The sequence below is a fragment of the Pseudomonas sp. Os17 genome (assembly GCF_001547895.1).
Lineage (GTDB): Bacteria > Pseudomonadota > Gammaproteobacteria > Pseudomonadales > Pseudomonadaceae > Aquipseudomonas.
In genome coordinates, this window is record NZ_AP014627.1 from 320,819 (window position 1) to 344,128 (window position 23,310).

Annotated in this window: 20 protein-coding genes; 8 read left to right on the forward strand and 12 right to left on the reverse strand. The window is 64.5% G+C overall.

The window, feature by feature from the left end; genetic code table 11:
* Positions 1-109: 109 nt before the first annotated feature.
* Positions 110-544 carry an acyl-CoA thioesterase gene (locus POS17_RS01475; protein WP_060837049.1) on the forward strand — a complete coding sequence of 145 codons (435 nt, stop codon included), beginning with the start codon at positions 110-112 and terminating at the stop codon, positions 542-544.
* A gap of 179 nt (positions 545-723) precedes the next feature.
* Here POS17_RS01475 and POS17_RS01480 read toward each other — a convergent pair whose 3' ends face one another.
* From POS17_RS01480 to POS17_RS01490, 3 genes are all read right to left on the reverse strand, one after another.
* Positions 724-1,197: a YMGG-like glycine zipper-containing protein gene (locus POS17_RS01480; RefSeq protein WP_060837050.1), complete on the reverse strand. Its 474-nt coding sequence runs from the start codon at positions 1,195-1,197 to the stop codon at positions 724-726.
* A 299-nt stretch (positions 1,198-1,496) separates the two neighbouring features.
* Positions 1,497-3,845, reverse strand: a complete 2,349-nt coding sequence (locus POS17_RS01485; protein WP_060837051.1) for an FdhF/YdeP family oxidoreductase — start codon at positions 3,843-3,845, stop codon at positions 1,497-1,499.
* Between the two features lie 279 nt (positions 3,846-4,124).
* Positions 4,125-5,012 carry a LysR family transcriptional regulator gene (locus tag POS17_RS01490; RefSeq protein ID WP_060837052.1) on the reverse strand — a complete coding sequence of 296 codons (888 nt, stop codon included), beginning with the start codon at positions 5,010-5,012 and terminating at the stop codon, positions 4,125-4,127.
* A gap of 136 nt (positions 5,013-5,148) precedes the next feature.
* On the opposite strand from POS17_RS01490, the gene lysM reads away from it, so the two are divergent.
* Positions 5,149-5,589, forward strand: a complete 441-nt coding sequence (lysM, locus tag POS17_RS01495; RefSeq protein ID WP_060837053.1) for a peptidoglycan-binding protein LysM — start codon at positions 5,149-5,151, stop codon at positions 5,587-5,589.
* A 49-nt stretch (positions 5,590-5,638) separates the two neighbouring features.
* Here lysM and yrfG read toward each other — a convergent pair whose 3' ends face one another.
* Complete coding sequence (gene yrfG / locus POS17_RS01500) at positions 5,639-6,301, reverse strand: GMP/IMP nucleotidase (protein WP_060837054.1); 663 nt, start codon at positions 6,299-6,301, stop codon at positions 5,639-5,641.
* Positions 6,302-6,366: 65 nt separating this feature from the next.
* On the opposite strand from yrfG, the gene nudE reads away from it, so the two are divergent.
* Both nudE and cysQ read left to right on the forward strand, forming a co-directional pair.
* Positions 6,367-6,933, forward strand: a complete 567-nt coding sequence (gene nudE, locus POS17_RS01505) for an ADP compounds hydrolase NudE (protein ID WP_060837055.1) — start codon at positions 6,367-6,369, stop codon at positions 6,931-6,933.
* An 11-nt stretch (positions 6,934-6,944) separates the two neighbouring features.
* Positions 6,945-7,772: a 3'(2'),5'-bisphosphate nucleotidase CysQ gene (gene cysQ, locus POS17_RS01510; RefSeq protein WP_060837056.1), complete on the forward strand. Its 828-nt coding sequence runs from the start codon at positions 6,945-6,947 to the stop codon at positions 7,770-7,772.
* A gap of 142 nt (positions 7,773-7,914) precedes the next feature.
* Here the strand turns inward: cysQ and POS17_RS01515 are convergent, their stop codons facing one another.
* From POS17_RS01515 to rfbB, 7 genes are all read right to left on the reverse strand, one after another.
* Positions 7,915-8,370: a YiiD C-terminal domain-containing protein gene (locus POS17_RS01515; protein ID WP_060837057.1), complete on the reverse strand. Its 456-nt coding sequence runs from the start codon at positions 8,368-8,370 to the stop codon at positions 7,915-7,917.
* Positions 8,371-8,407: 37 nt separating this feature from the next.
* Entirely contained in the window at positions 8,408-9,814 is a 1,407-nt protein-coding gene (locus tag POS17_RS01520) for a sigma-54-dependent transcriptional regulator (protein WP_060837058.1), read from the reverse strand.
* Positions 9,815-9,888: 74 nt separating this feature from the next.
* Entirely contained in the window at positions 9,889-11,697 is a 1,809-nt protein-coding gene (locus tag POS17_RS01525; RefSeq protein WP_060837059.1) for a sensor histidine kinase, read from the reverse strand.
* Positions 11,698-11,731: 34 nt separating this feature from the next.
* Positions 11,732-12,613 carry a dTDP-4-dehydrorhamnose reductase gene (gene rfbD, locus POS17_RS01530; protein WP_060837060.1) on the reverse strand — a complete coding sequence of 294 codons (882 nt, stop codon included), beginning with the start codon at positions 12,611-12,613 and terminating at the stop codon, positions 11,732-11,734.
* Positions 12,610-13,155, reverse strand: coding sequence for a dTDP-4-dehydrorhamnose 3,5-epimerase (rfbC, locus tag POS17_RS01535; RefSeq protein ID WP_060837061.1), 546 nt, complete (start codon positions 13,153-13,155; stop codon positions 12,610-12,612). Before rfbC ends, rfbD begins: the two co-directional genes overlap by 4 nt.
* Complete coding sequence (gene rfbA, locus POS17_RS01540; RefSeq protein ID WP_060837062.1) at positions 13,152-14,027, reverse strand: glucose-1-phosphate thymidylyltransferase RfbA; 876 nt, start codon at positions 14,025-14,027, stop codon at positions 13,152-13,154. The genes rfbC and rfbA overlap by 4 nt, the downstream gene beginning before the upstream one ends.
* Positions 14,024-15,106 (reverse strand): dTDP-glucose 4,6-dehydratase, encoded by a 1,083-nt coding sequence (gene rfbB, locus POS17_RS01545; RefSeq protein ID WP_060837063.1) that lies wholly within the window; start codon positions 15,104-15,106, stop codon positions 14,024-14,026. Before rfbB ends, rfbA begins: the two co-directional genes overlap by 4 nt.
* Before the next feature lie 240 nt (positions 15,107-15,346).
* Here rfbB and POS17_RS01550 point away from each other — a divergent pair, with 240 nt between their 5' ends.
* From POS17_RS01550 to POS17_RS01565, 4 genes are all read left to right on the forward strand, one after another.
* Positions 15,347-18,265, forward strand: coding sequence for an aminotransferase (locus POS17_RS01550; RefSeq protein ID WP_060837064.1), 2,919 nt, complete (start codon positions 15,347-15,349; stop codon positions 18,263-18,265).
* Positions 18,266-18,534: 269 nt separating this feature from the next.
* Positions 18,535-19,413 (forward strand): N-carbamoylputrescine amidase, encoded by an 879-nt coding sequence (gene aguB / locus POS17_RS01555; protein ID WP_016963615.1) that lies wholly within the window; start codon positions 18,535-18,537, stop codon positions 19,411-19,413.
* 5 nt (positions 19,414-19,418) lie between these two features.
* Entirely contained in the window at positions 19,419-20,525 is a 1,107-nt protein-coding gene (aguA, locus tag POS17_RS01560) for an agmatine deiminase (RefSeq protein WP_060837065.1), read from the forward strand.
* A 238-nt stretch (positions 20,526-20,763) separates the two neighbouring features.
* Positions 20,764-20,964, forward strand: coding sequence for a hypothetical protein (locus POS17_RS01565; protein WP_016963613.1), 201 nt, complete (start codon positions 20,764-20,766; stop codon positions 20,962-20,964).
* Between the two features lie 60 nt (positions 20,965-21,024).
* On the opposite strand, the gene POS17_RS01570 is transcribed toward POS17_RS01565, so the two are convergent.
* Positions 21,025-23,124 (reverse strand): TonB-dependent receptor, encoded by a 2,100-nt coding sequence (locus POS17_RS01570; RefSeq protein WP_060837066.1) that lies wholly within the window; start codon positions 23,122-23,124, stop codon positions 21,025-21,027.
* Between the last annotated feature and the right edge of the window lie 186 nt (positions 23,125-23,310).

Below are 23,310 nucleotides of genomic sequence, written 5' to 3' on the forward strand. Positions count from 1 at the left end.
GCCGGCGGGGCGATCGCTGCAAAAGGGTTTGCCCAGGCTTGGCCGTCTGCGGTGAAATGCCCGGCGATCAGCCGATCGTCCGGTCTGCAATCCAAGGGAGAGAGCCCCGATGTCCGAGCCTATGCCGCAACGCGGCGACTATCGCCATTTCCAGCCAATCATCACCCGCTGGCACGACAACGACGTCTACGGCCATGTGAACAACGTCACCTACTACAGCTTCTTCGACACGGCGGTGAATACCTACCTGATCGAACAGGGCGGCCTGGATATTCATGGGGGCGAGGTGGTGGGATTCGTGGTCAGCTCGGCTTGCGACTACTTTGCGTCCGTCGCTTTCCCCGAGCGAATCGAGATCGGCCTGCGGGTCGGCAAACTGGGCAACAGTTCGGTGCAGTACGAACTGGCGGTGTTCAAGGCGGGAGAGGCGGATGCCTGTGCGGCGGGGCGTTTCGTCCATGTGTTCGTGGATCGGGAGTCAAACCAGCCGGTGCCGATTCCGCCCGCGTTGCGAGCGGCTCTGGAGCGTCTGCTGCTGGCGTGAACTTCGATACTCGATCTCAATCCCGGCACTGGCATTTGTAGCCGCTGCCGAAGGCTGCGATCGGCTCCGCAGGAGACGCCAAACCTCAATCCACGGGGCCACTGACCCACCGCGGCGCCTGGCTTGGCGCCGCCTGCGGAGCCGATCGCAGCCTGCGGCAGCGGCTACAGGGCGCTGGGTCAGTCGCGATAGTGATGGTGTTTGCGATGCCCGTAGGCATGGCCACGGCCACGGTGGCCGTCGCGGTAGTAGCGGCGGTCGTCGCGGCCACGGTAGTCGCGATCTTCCCGGGCGCTTTCGTTACCCATGTAGTTGCCCAGTGCACCGCCGGCGCCACCGCCTGCAGCGGCACCGATCAGGCTGCCGGAATTGCCGCCCATGCTGCGGCCCACCACGTTGCCGCCGGCTGCGCCCAGGGCGCCGCCAATGGCCGCCTGGCCACGGCTGCGTTTGTCCGCACCCACTGCGCTGCCGCCGGCGCCGCCCAGGGCCGCACCAATGGCCGAACCGGTGTTGCCGCCGATCTGCTGACCGACCACCGAGCCTAGAACCCCGCCCAATGCGCCGCCCACACCGGCTTCAACGGTGCCACCGGCAGAGGCGACGCCGCTGACCAGGCCAAGGGACAACAAGAGAATCGAGGAGAACTTCATACAGGAGCCTCAAAGGGATGACGGCGCGATCCTGAGGCTGTACCGCGATGCTGACAAACGAAATCCGACGAATAGCACGAGTTGTACACAATCTCGTAACTTACTGTTTTTATTACGGAACTTAAGTGGATTTCGCAGGTCTTTAACTACTTCGGAATGGCCGCTTTGTTAGCAAAGCGGCCTTTTTTGTGCCTGCGGTTCAGGCGCGGGGAGGGGCTGTCGCCGGCAAGCCGCCTCCTGCGATTCACGCGCTAACCGTAGGAGCTGGCTTGCCAGCGAAGAGGCCCTCAAGGCAGGAATCAGGCCGAGCGAGCCATGATCAGACCATTGTCGCTGGCCGCCTCCAGGCGGATGGCGATGAACTTCGAGGTCGGTGTATGGCTGCCGTCGCCGGTGCTTTCCAGGGGCACCAGTGGGTTCACTTCCGGGTAGTAGGCTGCGGCCTGGCCGGCTGGAATGTCGAAGGCCAGCAGGGTGAAGCCCTTGACCCGACGCTCGCGGCCGTCATCCCACAGGGAAACGATGTCGGCTTTCTGCCCCGGCTTGAAGCCCAGGCGGATGATGTCCGCTTCATTGGCGAACAGCACGTCGCGCTGGCCCTTGACCCCGCGGTAGCGGTCATCGAGGCCGTAGATGGTGGTGTTGTACTGGTCGTGGGAGCGCATCGATTGCAGGATCAGGTCCGGCAGTTGACCGGTGGCCCGGGTGCGTTCGTGGATCAGGTCCTTGGGCAGCAGGTTGGCGCGGAAGTTGGCCCGACCCGAAGGGGTGTTCCACTGGCGCGAACCGGCGCTGTTGCCCAGGTAGAAACCGCCCGGATGCTTGAGCCGTTCATTGAAGTCCTTGAAGCCGGGAATGGTGTCGGCGATCAGGTCGCGGATGCGCCCGTAATCCGCCGCCAGCCAGTTCCAGTTCACCGGCTGGCTGCCCAGGGTCGCGGCAGCGATACCGGCAATGATCCACGGCTCGGAGCGCATCTGCGATGACAGTGGCTGCAACTGGCCATTGGAGGCGTGAACCATGCTGAAGGAGTCTTCCACGGTCACCGCTTGCGGGCCGCCGGCCTGCTGGTCGATGTCGGTGCGGCCCAGGCACGGCAGGATCAGCGCGTCCTTGCCGTGGGCCAGGTGGCTGCGGTTGAGCTTGGTGCTGATCTGCACGGTGAGGTCGCAGTTGCTCAGGGCCTGGAAGGTTCGCGGGCTGTCCGGAGTGGCTTGGGCGAAGTTGCCGCCCAGGCCGATGAACACCCTGGAGCGGCCTTCGAGCATGGCGTGGATCGCCTCGACCACGTTGTGGCCATTGTCCCGCGGTACCTTGAACTGGAAGCGCCGCTCCAGGGCGTCAAGGAAGGCCACTGGCGGGCGTTCGTTGATGCCCATGGTGCGGTCGCCCTGCACGTTGCTGTGGCCACGCACCGGGCACAGGCCGGCACCGGGCTTGCCGATGTTGCCGCGCAGCAGCATCAGGTTGGCGATTTCCTGGATGGTCGGCACCGAGTGGCGGTGCTGGGTGATGCCCATGGCCCAGCACATGATCACGTTCTTGCCCTTGGCGTACATGCGCGCCGCCTGCTCGATCTCCACCAGGGTCAGGCCGGACTGCTCGACAATCTGCTCCCACGGGGTGTCGTCGAGGGTGCCCAGGTAATCCAGCACATGGGCGGTGTGGGCGTTGAGGAAGTCGTGGTCGAACACCGATTCTGCGCCGGCTTTCTGCGCATCGCGTTCCCACTGCAGGAGGAACTTGGCCATGCCCCGCAGCAGCGCCATGTCGCCGCCCAGGGCCGGGCGGAAGTAGGCGGTGTTGGTCGGGCGGTTGCCGTTGGTGAGCATTTCGAGCGGGTTCTGCGGGTGCTGGAAACGTTCCAGGCCGCGCTCTTTCAACGGGTTGATGCAGACCACCTGGGCGCCGCGCTTCACCGCTTCACGCAGCGGTTCGAGCATCCGCGGGTGGTTGGTGCCGGGGTTCTGGCCCCAGACGAAGATCGCGTCCGCGTGTTCGAAGTCGTCGAAGGTCACGGTGCCCTTGCCGACTCCGACGCTTTGCGCCAGGGCCACGCCGCTGGCCTCGTGGCACATGTTCGAGCAGTCGGGGAAGTTGTTGGTGCCGTAGGCGCGGACGAACAGCTGATACAGGTACGCCGCTTCGTTGCTGGCCCGGCCCGAGGTATAGAACTCGGCCATATTCGGGCTGGGCAGGTTGTGCAGGTGCTGGGCGATCAGGTTGAAGGCGTTTTCCCAACTAATGGGCCGGTAGCGGTCGGTGTCGGCGTCGTAGCGCATCGGCTCGGTCAGCCGGCCCTGGTACTCCAGCCAGTAGTCGCTTTGTTCCAGCAGGGAGGTGACGCTGTGCTTGGCGAAGAAGGCCGCGTCCACCCGGCGCTTGGTGGCTTCCCAGTTCACCGCCTTGGCGCCGTTCTCGCAGAACTTGACCATGCCGCTTTCCGGCGAGTCGCCCCAGGCGCAGCCCGGGCAGTCGAAGCCGCCGTTCTGGTTGGTCTTGAGCATCATGCGGATGTTCTTCAGGGCGTTGTCGCTGGTCAGCCAGGCCTGGGCCACGCTGATCAGGGCGCCCCAGCCACCGGCCGGGCCCTTGTAGGGCTTGTAGCGGGCTACGGGGGTCTGATCGGCTTGGTGGTGTGTACTCACTGGGGATTCTCCAACGCGGGGCTGTGGACCCGCGGCGCACGGTTCTGCGGCAGGTGGGCAGGGTTGAGGCAGTGATGACGCGGCCATTGCGCGGCCTGGCTGGTGTCATCCGCTAACGGGCGCTCAAGGATGCAGTGGGTCTGGCTGGCGTCGAGTGCGGGTGCGGGAGTTGCCGGGGCTGGCATGGGTGAGGGGCCGGCGGCCATCGGGTCCCAAGACTAAGCGCGGCATTGTGTCGCGTCTAATTGCTAGTACTGATCTATTGATAGATGGCGTCGATCAAGGGCCGGGGAAGGATTGCCGGTAGAGATCGAAGCAGGCTTGTGCCAGGGCCGAGCGTGGCGCGCTGCGGCGCATGATCAGGCCCAGGCGGGCCAGGGTCTGGGCGTCGGCGATCGGCTGCAGCCGTAGGTGCTCGGTGAGGATCTCCAGACCGCTGTCCAGGGGCATCACCGCGCAACACAGGCCGCCGTGGACCAGGCGCAGCAGCTGATGGACCGCGTCGGTCTGCAGCAGTGGCTGTGGCTGCAGGCCGCGAATGTGGAAGTGATGGTCGATGGACTGGCGAAAGTGCATGCCGCTGGTGAGCAGGCCCAGGGGCAGTTCGATCAGCGACTCCCAGCTCAGGGGGTGTTCGCCGAAGCTGAAATGCCGCTGGTCATAGAGCAGGCCCATGTGGGTGGGTTCCAGGGGCAGGGAGTCGAAGAGCTCGCTGTCCAGGCGCTCCAGGTAGGACACGCCGAGGTCCAGGCGATTGCTCGCCAGCTGTTCGAGGATCTGCTCCGAGCTCAGGGACGAGAGTTCAAAGCGCAGGTTCGGGTGTTCGGCGTGCAGGTGCTGCAGCAGCGGCAGCGGATCGAAGCTCGACAGCGGCACCACCCCCAGACGCAGGGTGCCCACCAGACTGCCGCGGCAGGCTGCGGCTTCGGCCAGCAGGCCGTCATAGGCGGTCATCACGCTGCGGGCCCAGGCCAGGACCCGCTCGCCGGGGGCGGTGAAGCCTTCGAAGCGCTGGCCACGGTTGACCAGGGGCAGGTCGAGTTCTTCCTCCAGGCTGCGCAAGCGCATCGACAGGGTCGGCTGGGTGATGTGGCAGCGCGCGGCGGCCTGGCCGAAGTGGCGGGTTTCGTCGAGGGCGATGAGGAATTTCAGCTGCTTGAGGTCCATCGTCGCTCCGGCGCGGCAAAAGGCCGGGATTCTACCCTGTAGGCGCGGGCCTGGGTCACTCGTCGTCCGGGAACCTCATGGTCCGGGGCTGGTCTAGTCTTTCGCGTCTGGATCTATCAACCAAGGAGCGTGCGACATGAGCATTTTCAGCTTTGTGAAGGAAGCGGGCGAGAAACTGATCGACCTGTTGACCCCGGGTAACACCAATGCCAGCGAGCAACTCAAGGAGCACATTGAAAAGGTCGGCCTGGGCAATCCCAATGTCCATGCCACGGTGGAAGGCGACAAGGTGATCGTCAGCGGTGAAGTGGCGAGCCAGGAAGAAAAGGAAAAAATCCTCCTGGCCCTGGGCAACATCGCCGGAGTCGGCAGTGTCGAGGACCAGATCAGCGTGACCGGCCCGGTGCTGGTGTCCGCCGTGTTCGTCACCGTGAAGAAGGGCGATACCCTGAGCGCCATTGCCAAGGTGCAATACGGCGACGCCAACCAGTACCACAAGATTTTCGAGGCCAACAAACCGCTGCTGTCCCACCCGGACAAGATCTATCCGGGCCAGGTGCTGCGCATTCCCGAGTAACCCATCGAGCCGTTGCCGGGCGCAGGAGCGGGCTTGCCCGTGAAGGGCCTCACAGCCCTTCGATCAACGCCCGGTAATCCTCCAGCGCCGCGAACTCCGCGGTGTCCTTTGGTCCTTTGCGACTGTCCGGCCGGCTGACCGCCAGCAACTGCGCCACACCGAAATCCCGCGCACTGCGCAGGATGGGCAAGGTGTCGTCGATGAACAGGCTGCGGGCCGGGTCGAACTGGATATCGGCCCGCAGCGCATCCCAGAACTGTGGATTTTCCTTGGGGAACCCGTAGTCGTGGGAGCTGATCAGACGCTCGAAGTAAGGCGCCAGCTCGATTCGTTCCAGCTTCAGGGACAGGGAATCACGATGGGCGTTGGTGATCAGGATCACCCGCTTGCCGGCGTTCTTGATGGCGGCGAGAAAGGTGTCGGCATCCGGACGCAGGGCAATCAGGTGGGCCGTTTCCAGCTTCAGCTCGCGTACCGGGAGCTTCAGTTCGGCGCTCCAGAAGTCCAGGCAATACCACTGCAACTGACCGGCATTGCGTTCGAACAGCGGTTGCAGCTCAAGCTCGGCCATGGCCCGGCTGACCCCATGCAACTCGGCGTAACGCTGGGGCAAGTGTTCCATCCAGAAGTGGTTGTCGTAGTGCAGATCCAGCAGGGTGCCGTCCATGTCCAGCAGGACGGTATCGATATCGCACCAGGGCAGCAGGGCCATTGAACACTTCTCCAGCGGTAAGAAAACAGCCTGTATAGTAACCCGCTATCGCCAAGGAGCCCGCTATGCGCCAGAAACCCACTGTACTCGCCCGCGAGATCGTCGCCACCAGTCGTCTGTTCTGTGTCGAAGAGGTGCAGTTGCGGTTTTCCAATGGCGTGGAGCGCACTTATGAGCGCCTGGTGGGCAAGGGGGCGGGTTATGGCGCGGTGATGATCGTGGCCATGCTCGACGCCGAGCATGCGGTGCTGGTGGAGGAGTATTGCGGCGGCACCGACGCCTACGAGCTGTCACTGCCCAAGGGCCTGATCGAGCCGGGGGAAGATGTGCTGGCAGCGGCCGAGCGTGAACTCAAGGAAGAAGCCGGGTTTGGCGCGCGGCAACTGGAGCATCTGACCGAGCTGTCGTTGTCCCCGGGCTACATGAGCCAGAAGATCCAGGTGGTATTGGCCACCGACTTGTATGAAGAGCGCCTGGAGGGCGATGAGCCGGAGCCGATGCGGGTCGACAAGATCAACCTGCGCGAGCTGGCCAGCCTGGCGCAAAATCCTCAGTTCAGCGAAGGCCGGGCCCTGGCCGCGCTGTACCTGACCCGCGACCTGCTGAGCCAGCGCGGAGCCTTTCCAGCATGAGCATGACTTCGATGAATTTTCCCCATCCTTTATTGGCGCCGGTGGCCGAGCTGGCCTTGCACGCTGGCGAGGCGATCCTGCCGTTCTGGCGCGCCGAGGTGGCGGTCAATCACAAGGCGGACGAGTCGCCGGTGACCGCCGCGGACCTTGCGGCCCATCACTTGATCGTCGCTGGCCTCAGGGCCCTGGACCCCAGCATCCCGGTGCTCTCCGAGGAGGATGCCGACATCCCCCAGGACATCCGCGCCGGCTGGCAGCGCTGGTGGCTGGTGGACCCGCTGGACGGCACCAAGGAGTTCATCTCCGGCAGTGAAGAGTTCACCGTCAACATCGCCCTGATCGAACAGGGGCGGGTGGTGTTTGGCGTGGTATCGATGCCCACCAATGGCCGTTGCTATCTGGGGGGCGCGGGCCTTGGCGCCTGGCGCGTGGATCAGGGGCAGGCGCCGCAGGCGATCCGGGTGCGTGAGCAGCCAGGTGTTGGCGAGGCCTTTACCGTGGTGGCCAGCCGGCGCCATTCGAGTCCTGAGCAGGAGCGTCTGCTGGGTGGCTTGAGCGCGGCCCTGGGTGAATTGCAATTGGCCAATATCGGCAGTTCGCTGAAATTCTGCCTGCTGGCCGAAGGCGCGGCCGACTGTTATCCGCGCCTGGCGCCCACTTCCCAATGGGACACCGCGGCGGCCCAGGGCGTGCTCGAAGGGGCGGGTGGCGAAGTGCTGGATCTTGCCGGTGCGCCGTTCTGCTATCCCCCCCGGGAGTCGTTGCTCAACAGCTTCTTCCTGGCGCTACCGGCCAAGGCGGCGTGGCGCGGCAAACTGCTGGAGCTGGCCCGCGCCTGATCGCCCCACGGCGACTTGCCTCTGCCACCTTTTGTGTAGGAGCCGGCTTGCCGGCGAAGGGGCCCTTGAGCCCTGTGCAAGAATTTCCGGCCTCTTCGCTGGCAAGCCGGCTCCTACAGAGTTGAGCTGGTTCCGAAACGGGTCAGCGGTGCAGGACGTACTGCCCGGCAAAGCGCACGGCGTCTTCTTCGCTGCCGGCGTTGACCACTCGGGTGTGCAAGGTCAGGCGGGCGCGGCCGTAACGCTGGTACGTCGCAAGGAATTTCTTCCAGACCTTGTCTTCCGGTGCCGGGCAGATGGCCACGGCATCGCCGGTGACCGGCAGCGGGTAGCTGATCTGGCCTTCCTGGATGACGATATGCCCGTCCTCAATCCCTTCTTCCTTGAGCCGCAAATGCAGCCAGCCCCAACCGGCCAGTACCGCGCCGCAATACAGGCTGCCACCGAACATGGTGCTCTTGTGGTTGACGTTGGCCTCCAGCGGCAGTTGCAGGCGCAGTTGTTGCGCCTGCCAGTCGAGTACCTTCAGGCCCATGTCCCGGGTCAGGGGAATGTCGTGGTGGAGGATGGATTCCAGGTATCGACTGTCGCGGTTCATGCACGGGCCTCAAGGGTGGAAGGGTGGATGGTGCGGTTCATTCGGACTCATCGCCGGGCTGGCTGGCACCGCTGTCGGCGAAGCTCAGGCCGTGTTTGCGCAGCTTGTCGTGCAGGGTCTTGCGCGGAATGCCCAGGGCTTCGGCAAGGCTTCGCAGGGAGCTGTGGGGCTGGGCCATTTCGGCGGCGATCAGGCTCTTTTCGAAGTGCTCCACCTGCTCGCTCAAGCCGCCACTGATCAGGGGCGGGGCGGCGACGGCGCCATGTTCTGGTTCGTTGTTGTCCAGGGCCAGTTCCAGGCCCAGGGCAAAGCGCTCGGCGGCGTTTTGCAGCTCGCGCACGTTGCCCGGCCAAGGGTGTCGCAACAGCAGGGCACGATGCCCGGGCTGCAGCTCCTGGAGCGGCAGGCCGTGGCGGGTACTGGCCTCGTCGGCAAAATGCTGGAACAGCATCAGTACGTCCTCGCCGCGTTCGCGCAGTGGCGGAATGCGCAAGGGGGCGACGTTCAGGCGGTAGTAGAGGTCGGCGCGAAAGCGTCCCTGGTCCGCGGCCAGGCGCAGGTCTTCCTTGGTGGCGGCGATGATGCGGATATCCAGGGGAATCTGCTGGTTGCCGCCCAGGCGCTCGACCACCCGCTCCTGGAGCAGGCGCAGCAGCTTGACCTGGACATCCAGGCTCATGCTTTCGATTTCATCGAGGAACAGGGTGCCGCCGTTGGCGAATTCGAACTTGCCGATGCGGCGCTTCTGCGCGCCGGTAAAGGCCCCGGGTTCATGGCCGAACAGCTCGCTTTCCACCACCGACTCGGCCAGGGCTCCGGCATTGATCGCCACGAACGGCCCGTTGCGCCGCCCGGAAAGGTCGTGCAGGGCGCGGGCCACCACTTCCTTGCCGGCGCCGGTTTCGCCGAGGATCAGCACATCGGCGCGGGTCGCCGCCAGGGCGCCGATCTGCTGGCGCAGGCGCAGCATCGGCGCCGACTGGCCCACCAGCCGCGCACTGAGCTCCTGGCGATCGCTGAGGGCCAGGCGCAGGCTGCGGTTGTCCAGGACCAATCGCCGCCAGTCCAGGGCGCGGCGCACGCTGTCCAGCAGGGCGTCGCTGGCGAAGGGCTTTTCCAGAAAGTCATAGGCGCCGGCGCGCATCGCCTGCACTGCCAGGGGCACATCTCCGTGTCCGGTGATCAGCAGCACCGGCAGTTCCGGATCCTGGGCGTGCAGCTGGTTGAGCAGCTCCAGTCCATCCATGCCGGGCATGCGGATGTCGCTGACCACCACCCCCGGCCAGTCCCGCTCCAGGCGCGGCGCCAGTCCCTGGGCCTCGGCCAGGGACAGCACCTTGAGCCCGGCCAGGTCCAGGGTCTGGCTCAGGGCCTGGCGCAGGTGCGGATCGTCGTCGATCAACACCACTTGCAACTGAGGGTCGAGGCTGTCGGGACGGGTCATCGCTCACTTTCCAGGTCGTGTCGTGGCCGGCAACGCCGGGCCGGGCGTGGTTGCCAGGTGATTGCCGCTGCGCGTCATACTCCGCGGTCCTCGGAGGGCTGCAGGCTGACTCCGGGGGCGCCGGCGCGCAGGCGCAGGGTGATCAGGGCGCCGCCTTCGCGGTGATTGGCGAACGACAGCTCGCCGCCGAAGGCGCGCATCAGGGTGTCGCAGATCGCCAGCCCCAGGCCCAGGCCCTGGGTCCGTGTCTTGGTGGTGTAGAACGGCTCCCCGGCGCGTCCCAGGGCTTCCATGCAGAAACCGGGACCGTTGTCGCGGATGTACAGGTTGACGCCCGTGGCGGTGGATTCGGCACTCAGCCAGAGTTTACGTGGCGGGCCTTTTTCGGTCAGGGCGTCCAGGGCGTTGGCCAGCAGGTTGCCCAGCACCTGGCGCAAGCGGGTTTCCCCGGCCTCGACCCACAGGGTGGCGGCCGGCAGGTCGCGGATCAGTTCCACTTCCATGGCCCGGCGACGCTTGGCCAGCAGGGCCAGGGCGTCATCCAGCGCCGGCTGCAGGGCCACGCTCTCCGGGGCGTGATGATCGCGTCGGGCGAAGGCCCGCAGGTGGGCGATGATCGAGGCCATGCGCCCGGTCAGTTCGCTGATCAGCTTGAGATTGCCCCGGGCATCGTCGGTGCGCTGATGGTCCAGCAGCACCTCGGCGTTTTCCGCGTAGCTGCGGATCGCCGCCAGGGGTTGGTTGAGTTCGTGGCTGATGCTCGCCGACATGGTGCCCAGGGCCGAGAGCTTGCCGGCCTGGACCAGATCGTCCTGGGCGCGCACCAGTTCCTGCTGGGCGGTTTCACGCTCCAGCACTTCCTGTTTCAGGCGCCGGTTGAGGCTTTCCAGGTCGCTGGTACGTTCGGCCACGCGCATTTCCAGTTCACGCCGGGCCTTGGCTTCGAAGGCGATCCGTTCCAGATAATGGCGGCGGCGCTGCATCATCAGCCCCAGCAGCAGCATCAGCGCCAGCAGCGCCGCGGCGCCGACCGCCACCACGGTGCGCACCGGGCGATCGATCAGGGTACGCGGAGCGAGGATGCTGACACTCCAATGGGTTTCCTCGATCGGCTGGGTCTGGGTCAGCCAGGCATCGGGATTGAGGTTCAGCGGGCGCGGATCCTGGGTCGGGTAGGGCTGGATGGCGACGATCGCCTGGCGTTCTTCGTCGCTCAAAGGGCGGGTCGCGCGAAAGCGCCATTCGGGGCGCGAAGTGATGATCACCACGCCATTGTGGTCGGTCAGCAGCAATTGTTCCGGGGTCCGTCCCCAGAGGCTTTCGGTGTGGTCCAGGTCGACCTTGACCACCAGCACGCCGAGAATCCGCTCGCCATCGCGCACCGCGGCGGCGAAAAAGTAGCCGCGTTTGGCTGAGGTGGTGCCCAGGCCGAAGAAGCGTCCGAGGCGACCGGCCATGGCTTCGCTGAAATACGGGCGGAAGGCGAAATTGCGGCCGACGAAGCTGTCGCGCTTGTCCCAGTTGGAGGCCGCCAGGGTCTTGCCGCTGGCGTCCATCAGGTACATGACTTCGGCCCCGGTCTGGGCGCTGATGTTTTTCAGCAGGCGGTTGGCGTTGCCCTGGGTCACGCCGTCGTCGGGCGCGCCCAGCACGGCACGCAGGGCCGGCAGGTCGCCGAGAATCTGCGGCAGCACTTCGTAGCGGTGCAGGGTGCCCAGCAGGTTGGCCACGTACAGATCGAGGGTCTGGCGATTCTGACTGGTCAGCTCGTTGCGGTAGTAGCGTTCGGCCAAGTGCTCCAGCGGCCACAGCAACGGCGCCAGGCACAGGGCCAGCAAGGCCAGGCTGCGCCAGCGGGGACGACGGGGAAGGGGTGCGGTCATGGAAATGGCGCCTGTGGATACAGGCGCATTATGCCTAGCCCTGCTCGGCAAGACACTCGCGCAGTGCGCTGTGCCAGTCAGGCTGGGTCACGCCCCATTCCCGCGCCAGGCGGCTGCAGTCCAGGCGCGAATTCGACGGCCGCGGGGCCGGCGTCGGGTAGGCGCTGGCGGGGATGGCTTGCAGCACGGCGCAGGGCTTGCCGTTGGCCAGCAATTGCTCGCCGATGGCCTGGGCGAAACCGAACCAGGAAGTCTCGCCCTGGGCAGTCAGATGGTAGGTGCCCCAGGCGCCCGGCCTGCCGGCCAGCCAGCGTTCGATCAGGGCCCGAGTGCTGTTGGCGATGCTCCCGGCCCAGGTCGGCGCGCCGATCTGGTCGGCCACCACCCGCAGCTCGGGGCGCTCCTGCAACAGGCGCTGCATGGTCAGCAGGAAGTTCTTGCCATGGCTGGCATAGACCCAGCTGGTGCGCAGGATCAGGTGCTGCCCCTGAACCTGAAGAATCGCCCGCTCGCCGGCCAGTTTGCTCTGGCCGTAGACCCCCAGTGGATTGGGCTCGTCGTCCTCCACATAGGGCGTGTCCTTGCGCCCGTCGAACACGTAGTCGGTGGAATAGTGGATCAGCGGCACGCCCAGAGCCTTGGCCTCCTCGGCGAAGATCCCGGGGGCCCTGGCGTTGATTGCAAAGGCCAGCTCCGGCTCGCTTTCGGCCTGATCGACAGCGGTGTGGGCGGCCGCGTTGATGATCAGGTCCGGCCGCACGGCTCGGACTTGCTGGCGGATCTGTTCCGGGTGGCTCAGGTCCAGCTGCTCGCGGCCCAGTACCACCAGCTCGCCCAGGTCGCCGAGTCGCTGCTGCAGCTCCCGGGAGACCTGGCCGTGCCGGCCGCTGATGAGGATTTTCAAGGGGGTGGTCATGGGAAGACTTCAGCCTCTGCCAGCAAGGTACCTGCCTGATCCTTGGCGGACAGTTGCGGCGGCTCGGTGAGCTGCCAGTCGATGGCGAGCGTCGGGTCGTCCCAGCGGATGCTGCGCTCGGCGGACGGGGTGTAGTAATCAGTGGTCTTGTAGAGGAACTCGGCGAAGTCGCTGAGCACCACGAAACCATGGGCAAAGCCTTCCGGCACCCAGAGCTGGCGATGGTTCTGTGCCGACAGCCGCACCGCGACCCATTGGCCGAAGTGGGGGGAACTGCGACGGATGTCGACCGCGACGTCGAGCACTTCGCCCTGGGTCACGCGCACCAGTTTTCCCTGGGTGTTCTGCAACTGATAGTGCAGGCCGCGCAGCACGCCTTTTTGCGAGCGGGAGTGATTGTCCTGGACGAATTGCACGCGAACCCCAGTGGCCTCTTCAAAGGCTCTGGCATTGAAGCTCTCGTAGAAAAAGCCGCGCTCGTCGCCAAAGACCTTGGGCTCGATGATCAGCACGCCGGGCAGGTCGGTGGGGATTACCTTCATTGCGACTCCCCTGCCAGAGTGAACAGGTACTGGCCATAGCCGGTCTTGCCGAAATAGGCGGCGCGCTCCAGCAGGTGCTCGCGGCTGATCCAGTGGTTCTCGTAGGCGATTTCTTCCAGGCAGGCGACTTTCAGGCCCTGGCGGTGCTCGATGGTCTGCACGTACTGCGAGGCTTCCAGCAAGCTGTCGTGGGTGCCGGTGTCGAGCCAGGCGAAGCCCCGGCCGAAGCGCTCCACATGCAGGTCGCCACGTTTGAGGTAGGCGTTGTTGACGTCGGTGATCTCCAGTTCGCCACGGGGCGAAGGCTTGACCGCCTTGGCGATCTGCACCACGTCGTTGTCGTAGAAATACAGGCCGGTGACGGCGTAGCTGGATTTTGGCTTCTTGGGTTTCTCCTCGATGGACAGGGCGTGGCCTTCGCTGTCGAAATCGATGACGCCGAAACGTTCCGGGTCCTTGACCCAGTAGCCGAACACCGTGGCCCCTGAGCTGCGCTTGGCGGCATCGCGCAGTTGTTCGCCGAAGTACTGGCCGTGAAAAATGTTGTCACCGAGGATCAGGCACACCGGGTCATTGCCGATGAACGCCTCGCCGATCAGGAACGCCTGGGCCAGGCCATCCGGCGAAGGCTGCTCGGCGTAGCTGAAGCGCACCCCGAACTGGCTGCCATCGCCCAGCAGATTGCGATACTGCGGCAGGTCCTGGGGGGTGGAGATGATCAGGATGTCCCGGATGCCGGCCAGCATCAGCACCGAGATCGGGTAGTAGATCATCGGCTTGTCGTAGATCGGCAGCAGCTGCTTGGAAACGCCGAGGGTGATGGGGTGCAGACGGGTGCCGGAGCCGCCCGCCAGAACAATGCCTTTGATCATGCAATCAGATCCTTGATGTCGGTGGAACCCAGGCGTTCGCCCTGGTAGCTGCCGTCCTGTACCCGGCGGCACCACTCGAGGTTGTCCAGGTACCACTGCACGGTCTTGCGCAGGCCGCTGGTGAAGGTTTCTTCCGGTACCCAGCCCAGGTCCCGCTCGATCTTGCCGGCATCAATGGCGTAACGCAGGTCGTGGCCAGGACGATCCTGGACGAAGGTGATCAGGTCGGCGTAGTGCGCGACGCCCTGGGGTTTTTGCGGGGCCAGCTCTTCCAGCAGGCTGCAGATGCCGCGCACCACGTCGATATTCTTCTGCTCGTTATGGCCGCCGATGTTGTAGGTCTCGCCGACCACACCCTCGGTCACCACCTTGAACAGGGCCCGGGCGTGATCCTCGACGTACAGCCAGTCGCGAACCTGCAGGCCGTTGCCATACACCGGCAGGGGCTTGCCGGCCAGGGCGTTGAGGATCACCAGCGGGATCAGCTTCTCGGGGAAGTGGAACGGGCCGTAGTTGTTGGAGCAGTTGGTGATCAGCACCGGCAGCCCGTAGGTGCGCTGCCAGGCGCGGACCAGATGGTCGGACGCGGCCTTGCTGGCGGAGTAGGGCGAGCTGGGGGCGTAGGGCGTGGTTTCGCTGAACAGGTCATCGACGCCATGCAGGTCGCCGTAGACCTCGTCGGTGGAAATATGGTGGAAGCGGAAGGCCTGCCTTTGCGCTTCGGGCAGGCCTTGCCAGTAGGCGCGGGTCGCTTCCAGCAGGCTGTAGGTGCCGACGATATTGGTCTGGATGAAGTCCGATGGCCCGTCGATGGAGCGGTCGACATGGGACTCCGCTGCCAGGTGCATGATCGCCTGGGGCTGGAAACGTGCAAGCACGGCGCTGACGGTAGCCTGGTCGACGATGTCTGCCTTGACGAACTCATAGCGGCTGTTGCTGGCGATGCTCTGCAGCGATTCCAGGTTGCCTGCGTAGGTCAGCTTGTCCAGGTTCAGCACTTCGTGTTCCGTGTGCTGGATCAGATGGCGGACCAGTGCCGAACCGATAAATCCGGCTCCGCCGGTGACGAGAATGCGCATGTTGGAGGGCCTGTGTCCTTGAAAACGGTCATTTGCTGCAAAAAAGCAGCATAGCTTGTCGACATGGCGTCTGAGGTGCAATAGGCACCATCAGCCGATTTCACCGCAAGCGGTCGGAAATTTCGCAAAGTGAAGATTTGGGGCTGGGACGGTTACTGTCTGTTTCCCCGTTTTTTGGCTTGCACAACGCCTTGCGCAATGGCGATATAAGCGGCCGATAACAATTCCAGGGGTCGTTGTATGTTGCTCGCCACCTTGATCCACCGTGCCAGTCTGCCCAGTCCCCAGGTTAGCGCGCAGCAAGCGCTGGACCTGCTGGAAACCCATTACGGCCTGCAGGGGACTCTGCAGTCCCTGGGCAGCCAGCAGGACCTCAACTATCACCTCGACTGTCCCCAGGGGCGCTTTGTCCTGAAGATCTGTCGCGGCGACTATTCGGTCCTGGAGTTGCAGGCGCAGCACGCGGCTCTCAAGCATCTGCAGCAACATCCCGAGCTGCGAGTGCCGAGGGTGATTCCGGCGAAGAACGGTGCGGACCTGCTGTCCCTGGAGATAGCCGGGCAAGCGCTGCACGTCCGTCTGCTGGACTATATAGAAGGGCGCTCCCTGACCCACCTGCCGCACCTGAGCGTGGAGCTGGTGGCGGGCCTGGGTCGGCTCTGCGGGCAGATGGACCTGGCCCTGGCGGACTTCCAGCACCCGGGCCTGGAGCGCACCCTGCAGTGGGATGCGCGGCATGCCCAGGCGCTGATCGGGCATCTGTTGCCGGTGATCCGCGACCCGCAGCAACGGGCCTTGATTGCCGACAGCGCACAGCGAGCCGAGCGACGGCTGCAACCTTTGCTGGCGCAGTTGCCGGTGCAGGCGATCCATATGGATATCACCGATGACAACGTGGTCTGGCAGCGCGATGCCCTGCGTCACTGGCAGTTGCAGGGGGTGATCGATTTTGGCGACCTGATCCGCACCTGGCGCATCACCGATCTGTCGGTGACCTGCGCGGCACTGCTGCATCACGCCGAGGGCGATCCGCTGCGCATCCTTGCGGCGATCCAGGCCTATCACCAGGTCAATCCCTTGCAACGGGCGGAGCTGCTGGCGCTCTGGCCTTTGATCGTGGCGCGTGCCGCCGTGCTGGTGCTCAGTGGCGAGCAGCAGGTCAGCATCGATCCGGGCAACGACTATTCCCGCGCGAACCTGGCCCATGAGTGGGAAATTTTCCGGGTGGCCAGTTCCGTGTCTTTCGAGTTCATGGAAGCGGCCATCCTCAGCGCCGTCGGCCAGTCGCTGCCAGCCATCGGTAGCGAGGGTTTCGCCCCGTTGTTGCCGAGCCTGGTGGGCCGCGAGTTTGCCCTGATCGACCTGGGCGTGCTCAGTCCGCACTTCGAAGCGGGCAACTGGGAGCAACCGGGGATCGATGATCGGCTGCTGGCCGAAGCCGGCGCCGCCCATGGCCTGGCCGCCAGCCGTTATGGCCAGTACCGCCTGTCGCAAACCCGTCCCGACAGTGCCGAGGAGCCCTCCACCTGCGCCCTGCACGTGCAACTGCAAGTACCGGCGGGCACCGCGGTGGAAGCGCCGTTCGCCGGGGTCCTGCACCGTGGCGAGCAGGGCCTGTTGCGCCTCGATGGCCCGACCCTGAGCGTGCATCTGTGGGGTGTCGAGCCCTCCCTGCACCCGGGCGCGGCCCTGGTCAAGGGCCAGGTGCTGGGCGCAGTGGCGGCCGATGGTCGGCTCAGGGTCCAGCTGTGCCGGGGGGCCGAACTGGACCCGCCACTGTTTTGCAGTCCGTCCCGGGCCCCGGCCTGGCAAGCCCTGTGCCCCTCGCCGGCGGCGCTGCTGGGGCTGGCCTGCGATGCCGAACCGGAGCTGGATCCACAGACCCTGCTGGAACGCCGCGATGCCAGCTTTGCGCGCTCGCAGAAGCACTACTACGTCGACCCGCCGCGGATCGAGCGCGGCTGGCGCAATCACCTGATCGACATGCAGGGGCGTTCCTACCTGGACATGCTCAACAACGTCGCGGTGCTCGGCCATGGCCACCCACGCATGGCGGCCGTGGCGGCGCGTCAATGGTCGCTGCTCAATACCAACTCGCGTTTTCACTATGCGGCGATCGCCGAATTCTCCGAGCGCCTGCTGGCCCTGGCGCCGGACTCCATGGACCGGGTGTTCCTGGTCAACAGCGGCACCGAGGCCAATGACCTGGCGATCCGCCTGGCCTGGGCCTACAGCGGCGGGCGCGACATGCTCAGCGTGCTGGAGGCCTATCACGGCTGGTCGGTGGCGGCCGATGCGGTGTCCACCTCCATCGCCGACAACCCCCAGGCCCTCACCAGTCGCCCGGACTGGGTGCACCCGGTGACGGCGCCTAATACCTATCGCGGCGAGTTCCGCGGCGCGGACAGCACACCGCAGTACCTGCGCAGCGTCGACCAGCAGTTGCACAAGCTGGAGCAGCAGAACCGTCAGTTGGCTGGCTTCATCTGCGAACCGGTGTATGGCAACGCGGGGGGCATCTCCCTGCCGCCGGGCTATCTGCAGGCCGTCTACGAACGGGTCCGGGCCCGGGGCGGGGTGTGCATCGCCGATGAGGTCCAGGTGGGTTACGGGCGCATGGGCCAGTTCTTCTGGGGCTTTGAAGAGCAGGGCGTGGTGCCGGACATCATCACCATGGCCAAGGGCATGGGCAACGGCCAGCCTCTGGGCGCAGTGATCACCCGGCGCGAGATCGCCGAGGCGCTGGAGGCCGAAGGCTATTTCTTTTCCTCATCCGGCGGCAGCCCGGTCAGTTGCCGCATCGGCCTCGCGGTGCTGGATGTGATGCAGGAGGAGGGGCTCTGGGAGAACGCCCGGGTGGTGGGTGAACACTTCAAGCAACGCCTGGAAGCGCTCAAGGAGCGGCATCCGCTGGTGGGGGCGGTGCACGGTTCCGGTTTCTACCTGGGGCTGGAGCTGATCCGCAATCACCAGACCCTGGAGCCGGCCACCGAGGAAACCACCCTGCTGTGCGATCGCCTGCGGGAACTGGGGATCTTCATGCAACCCACCGGCGATCACTTGAACATCCTCAAGATCAAGCCGCCGATGGTCACCACGCGCCAGAGCGTGGATTTCTTCGTCGACATGCTGGACAAGGTGCTGGGCGAGGATCTGTAGGGGCTCGTCGTTCGCTTGCGTTCAGCTCCATTCGCCGGCAAGCCGGCTCCTACACGCCTCAGTAGGAGCCGGCTTGCCGGCGAATGTGTTTATTATTACTCGATTATTATCTGTGTTTTGTCGGATATTTTTCACGTTCAAGATTTATATGGCTTTTTAAGTCGATATTTATCGGATATAAAGTGACCGTCGTCAGGCGCGACCTTGTCGTGCCCCGTCCTTTTCCTATCCGTTGTCATCGACCGCGTCCATTGCCCTGGAGTTGTTCCATGAGCCGTATCGTTACCGTCGCCGCTACCCAGATGGCCTGTTCCTGGGACCTTGAGGCCAACCTCGAAACCGCCGAAAAACTGGTCCGCGAAGCCGCCGCCAAGGGCGCGCAGATCATCCTCATCCAGGAGCTGTTCGAGGCCCCGTACTTCTGCCAGAAGCCCAACCCGGACTATCTGCAACTGGCCACCACGGTGGACAGCAACGTCGCCATCGCGCACTTCCAGAAGGTCGCCCGGGAGCTGCAAGTGGTGCTGCCCATCAGCTTCTACGAGCTGGCCGGGCGGGCGCGCTTCAACAGCATCGCGATCATCGATGCCGACGGCAGCAACCTGGGGATTTATCGGAAAAGCCATATCCCGGACGGCCCCGGCTACCACGAGAAGTACTACTTCAACCCGGGCGATACCGGCTTCAAGGTGTGGAACACCCGCTACGCGAAAATCGGCGTGGGCATCTGCTGGGACCAGTGGTTCCCCGAGTGCGCCCGCAGCATGGCCCTGCAAGGCGCGGAGCTGCTGTTCTATCCCACCGCCATCGGCAGCGAGCCCCACGACAGCAGCATTTCCTCCCGCGATCACTGGCAGCGTGTGCAGCAGGGCCATGCCGGGGCCAACCTGATGCCGCTGATTGCCAGCAACCGCATCGGCAACGAAGAGCAGGACGGCTACGACATCACCTTCTACGGTTCGTCCTTCATCGCCAATCAGTTCGGCGAGAAGGTTCAGGAGCTCAACCAAACTGAAGAAGGTATCCTTGTGCACCGCTTCGACCTCGACGAGCTCGAACACATCCGCAGCGCCTGGGGCAGTTTCCGTGACCGTCGTCCGAACCTCTATGGCGCGCTGAAAACCCTCGACGGTTCCCTGGAGTCCTGAACACTATGAGCACTTTGCACAGCACGCCGCGCGCCGACGGTTTCTACATGCCGGCCGAATGGGCGACCCAGACCCAGACCTGGATGATCTGGCCCGAGCGCCCGGACAACTGGCGCCTGGGCGGCAAGCCGGCCCAGGCCGCCCACGCCGCGGTGGCCAAGGCCATCGCGCGCTTTGAACCGGTGACCGTGGCGGTGTCCGCGGCCCAGTATGAAAACGCCCGGGCGCGCCTGGACGTGCCCAATATCCGCGTCGTGGAAATGTCCAGTGACGATGCCTGGGTCCGCGACACCGGTCCGACTTTCGTCATCAACCACAGCGGCGAAGTGCGCGGTGTGCACTGGGGCTTCAATGCCTGGGGCGGTTTCGAGGGCGGCTTGTATTCGCCTTGGAACCGTGACGAACAGGTGGCCAGCAAGGTGCTGGAAATCGAGCGTTGCCAGGAGTACCGCACCGAGGGCTTCGTGCTTGAGGGCGGCTCGATTCACGTCGACGGCGAAGGCACGCTGATCACCACCGAGGAATGCCTGCTCAACCACAACCGCAACCCGCACCTGTCCCGCGAGCAGATCGAGGCGGTGCTGCGCGAGCATCTGTCAGTGGAGCGCATCGTCTGGCTGCCGGACGGCCTGTACAACGACGAAACCGACGGTCATGTGGATAACTTCTGCTGCTACGTGCGTCCGGGTGAAGTGTTGCTGGCCTGGACCGACGACCCCCAGGACCCCAACTATCCACGTTGCCGGGCAGCCATGCAGGTGCTGGAAAACACCCTCGACGCCAAGGGCCGCACCTTCAAGGTGCACAAGATGCCGATTCCCGGCCCCTTGTATGCCACCGAAGAGGAATGCGCCGGTGTCGATGCGGTGCAGGGCAGTCAGGAGCGCAATCCCTCCGTGCGCCTGGCCGGTTCCTATGTGAACTTCCTGATCGTCAATGGCGGGATCATTGCGCCGAGTTTTGACGACCCGATGGATGCTCAGGCCAAGTCCATCCTCCAGGCGCTGTTCCCCGAGCATGAAGTGGTGATGGTGCCGGGGCGCGAACTGTTACTGGGGGGCGGCAATATCCATTGCCTTACCCAACAACAGCCTGCGCCACAGCGAATTTGAGTGCCGTTGTAACAGTGACTGTGCAAGGCCGTTCGTTGCATCGCTCCTGAGGCATTTCAGCGAGCCCGCAGCCCAGATGGGTTGCGGGCTTTTTCATGGCCGTATATCGGCCCATCCGACACATTGGCATAGCTCTTGTATCTGCTTTGTGGTGATTCTGAGACATGTGGAACATTTGTTGTTCTGTCATAAACCTTGGATAAGTTAGGCCGCTCAGATACCAGGAGAGAGCGCTGGAATGAACATGGTCAGCGAGCGGACGTCCCATCCCTTGGCAATGAGTAACGAGTCGCTGCAGGCTCTGGCGCAATGGTTGAAGTCCAATGGAACGCGTCAGATCAGGGAACCTGATCCGCGCCGGATCATCGTTGAGCGTTACCCCGCTGGATTGCTCAGCGAGGCGGAACTGCAGGCACTGTGGGATGTGGTCAAAGGATAGAAAACGACGGATTGTAAAAAGCGCTGCCGGGATGGCAGCGCTTTTTTTTGGCTGGGCGTTTTAGAAGCGGTAGTTGCCAGTGACCACCAAGCTGCGCGGATCTCCCGGCTGGATCTGATAGGCGCTGGTGGCCGAGCTGTAGTACTCGCGGTCGGCGATGTTGTTCAGCGCCGCGCGCACGTCCCAGTCCTTGTGCCGGTAGCCGGCCAGGGCGTCCCAGCGGCCGTAGCCCGGCAGCACCACGGTGTTGCTGCTGTCGGCGTAACGGTCGCCCACCAGGGTCAGGCCGGTTTCGGCGTACCAGCCCAGTTCCGGTTTCCAGGTGATGAACAGGCTGCCATTGCGCTTGGCCACGTTGTTCACCCGCTTGTCTTCGAAGCCGTTGTTGTCCTTGACCACTACCGCGTCCTGCAGGCCGATGCCGCCACGCAGGTACCAGTTGCCGACGAGCTTGCCGCTGGCGGTCAGCTCGACACCCCGGGAGCGTTGCAGGCCGGTCATGAGGATGATGTTGCGGTCCAGCGGGTCGGTGGTACGACGGTTGTAGAGTTCCAGCTCATACACCGCCAGGGTGGTGCTCAGGCGTTCGCCCAGCCAGTCGCTCTTGACCCCGACTTCCTTCTGCCGGGTCAGTTCCGGGCTCAGGTCGTTGCCGTTGCCGGCGGCGTTCGGGGTGATGCCGATCAGGCCGCCACCCACCGGCGCGAACGACTTGCTCCACGAGGCATAGAACGAGTGGTGCTCCAGCGGCGTCCAGACCACCCCCAGGCGCGGGCTGACGCTGTGACTGTTGCGGCTATCGGAAACCCCGGTGCGGCGGTTGGTGGTCTCGACATCGAAGTTGTCGTAGCGCAGGCCGGCCAGCAGTTGCCATTGCTCGTTGAGGCGCAGTTGGTCCTGCACGTAGAGCGCCCGGCTTTCCACTTCGGTGTGGTTGTTGCTGGAAACCTGCATGCGCCCGGTATGGCTCTGGTACGGATTGGGGTTGTACAGGTCCACGGCGGGCACTGCCTGGCTGCCGGGCCCCGAGGTGGCGGCGTTGTAGAGGATCGGGTCGCGGCGCTGGCTGCCGAATTCCAGGCCAGTGAGCAGGCGGTGTTCCAGGCCAAAGGTGTCGAAACGACCTTCCAGCTCGCTGTTGTTGTAGATGTTGCGGGTCTTCAGGTCTTGCTGCCAGCGTTGGCGCTGCACCTTGCCGGTGCTGGCGTTGTAGCCGGTCTGGTAGGTGTTGTCGAAATCGCTGTCGAGCTTGAACACCCCCAAGGTGTGGCGCAGCTGCCAGCTGTCGCTCAGTTCGTAGCTCAGTTTGGAGCGCAGGGACTGGGACTTGTCATCGATGTAGTCGCGGTGGTCGCCGTAGGTGGTGTCGCGGCCGACGTCCGCCGGGCGCCCGTTGAGGCTGGTGATGCCGCGGTCCGGGGTGCGGTTGTAGCGGCTGTACTCGTATTGCACCAGCCAGTTCAGCTCCGGGGTGAGTTGCCAGCTCATGGACGGTGCGAACAGCTGGCGATTGCCACTGACGCCGTCGCGGAAACTGTTCTGGTCCTGGTTGCCCAGGTTCAGGCGCAGGCTGAGGTTCTCTGTCGGATCGGCACTGAGGTCGGCGTACAGGCTGCGCAGGTCCTGGCTACCGCCCTGGACTTCGACGCTGGAACGGCGGCCGAACTCCGGCAGCTTACTCACCCGATTGACGATACCGCCCTGGCTGCCACGGCCATAGAGCACCGCCGCCGGGCCCTTGAGCACTTCGATGCGCTCGATGTTGTGCAGGTCGCGCACGTACTGGCTGTCGTCGCGGATGCCATCCAGATAGAAGTCGTTGCTGGCGTCGAAGCCGCGGATCCGCAGGCTGTCGAAGCGCGTGTCCGAGCCGCTGCTGACGTTGGGTATGCCGCTCAGGGCGCGGCCCAGGTCATTGACGCCGTAGTCCAGGACGTTGGCGGTCTTGATCGTGTCGATGGCCTGGGGCACATAGCGCGCAGCGGTGGCGGTGCGGGTGGCGGTACTGACTTCCTTGACTCGGGGATCGTCGGGATCGGCCTCGGCTTCGGCGCTGATGGAGGTGGTTGGCAGGGCGGTGCTGGCGGCGCAGGCAAAACCGGCGGTCAGCAGGGTGCAGAGTCCCAGGGACAGGGGCGTAAGGCGGAAATGGGCAGGCATCTGGAGCGCATCCGAAAGCAAGGTGAGTCGAAGGATGCAAATGGTAATGCGTGCTATTTGCTAACGTTAATTATTATCTAGTAGTTCCCCGGCTCTATTGTTTCTAATTGTGTCGCTGCCGTATCTGCCCACATACACGGACCAAACAGAGGGATTCGTCCGGTTCGCGCAACAGACTAAAAACCA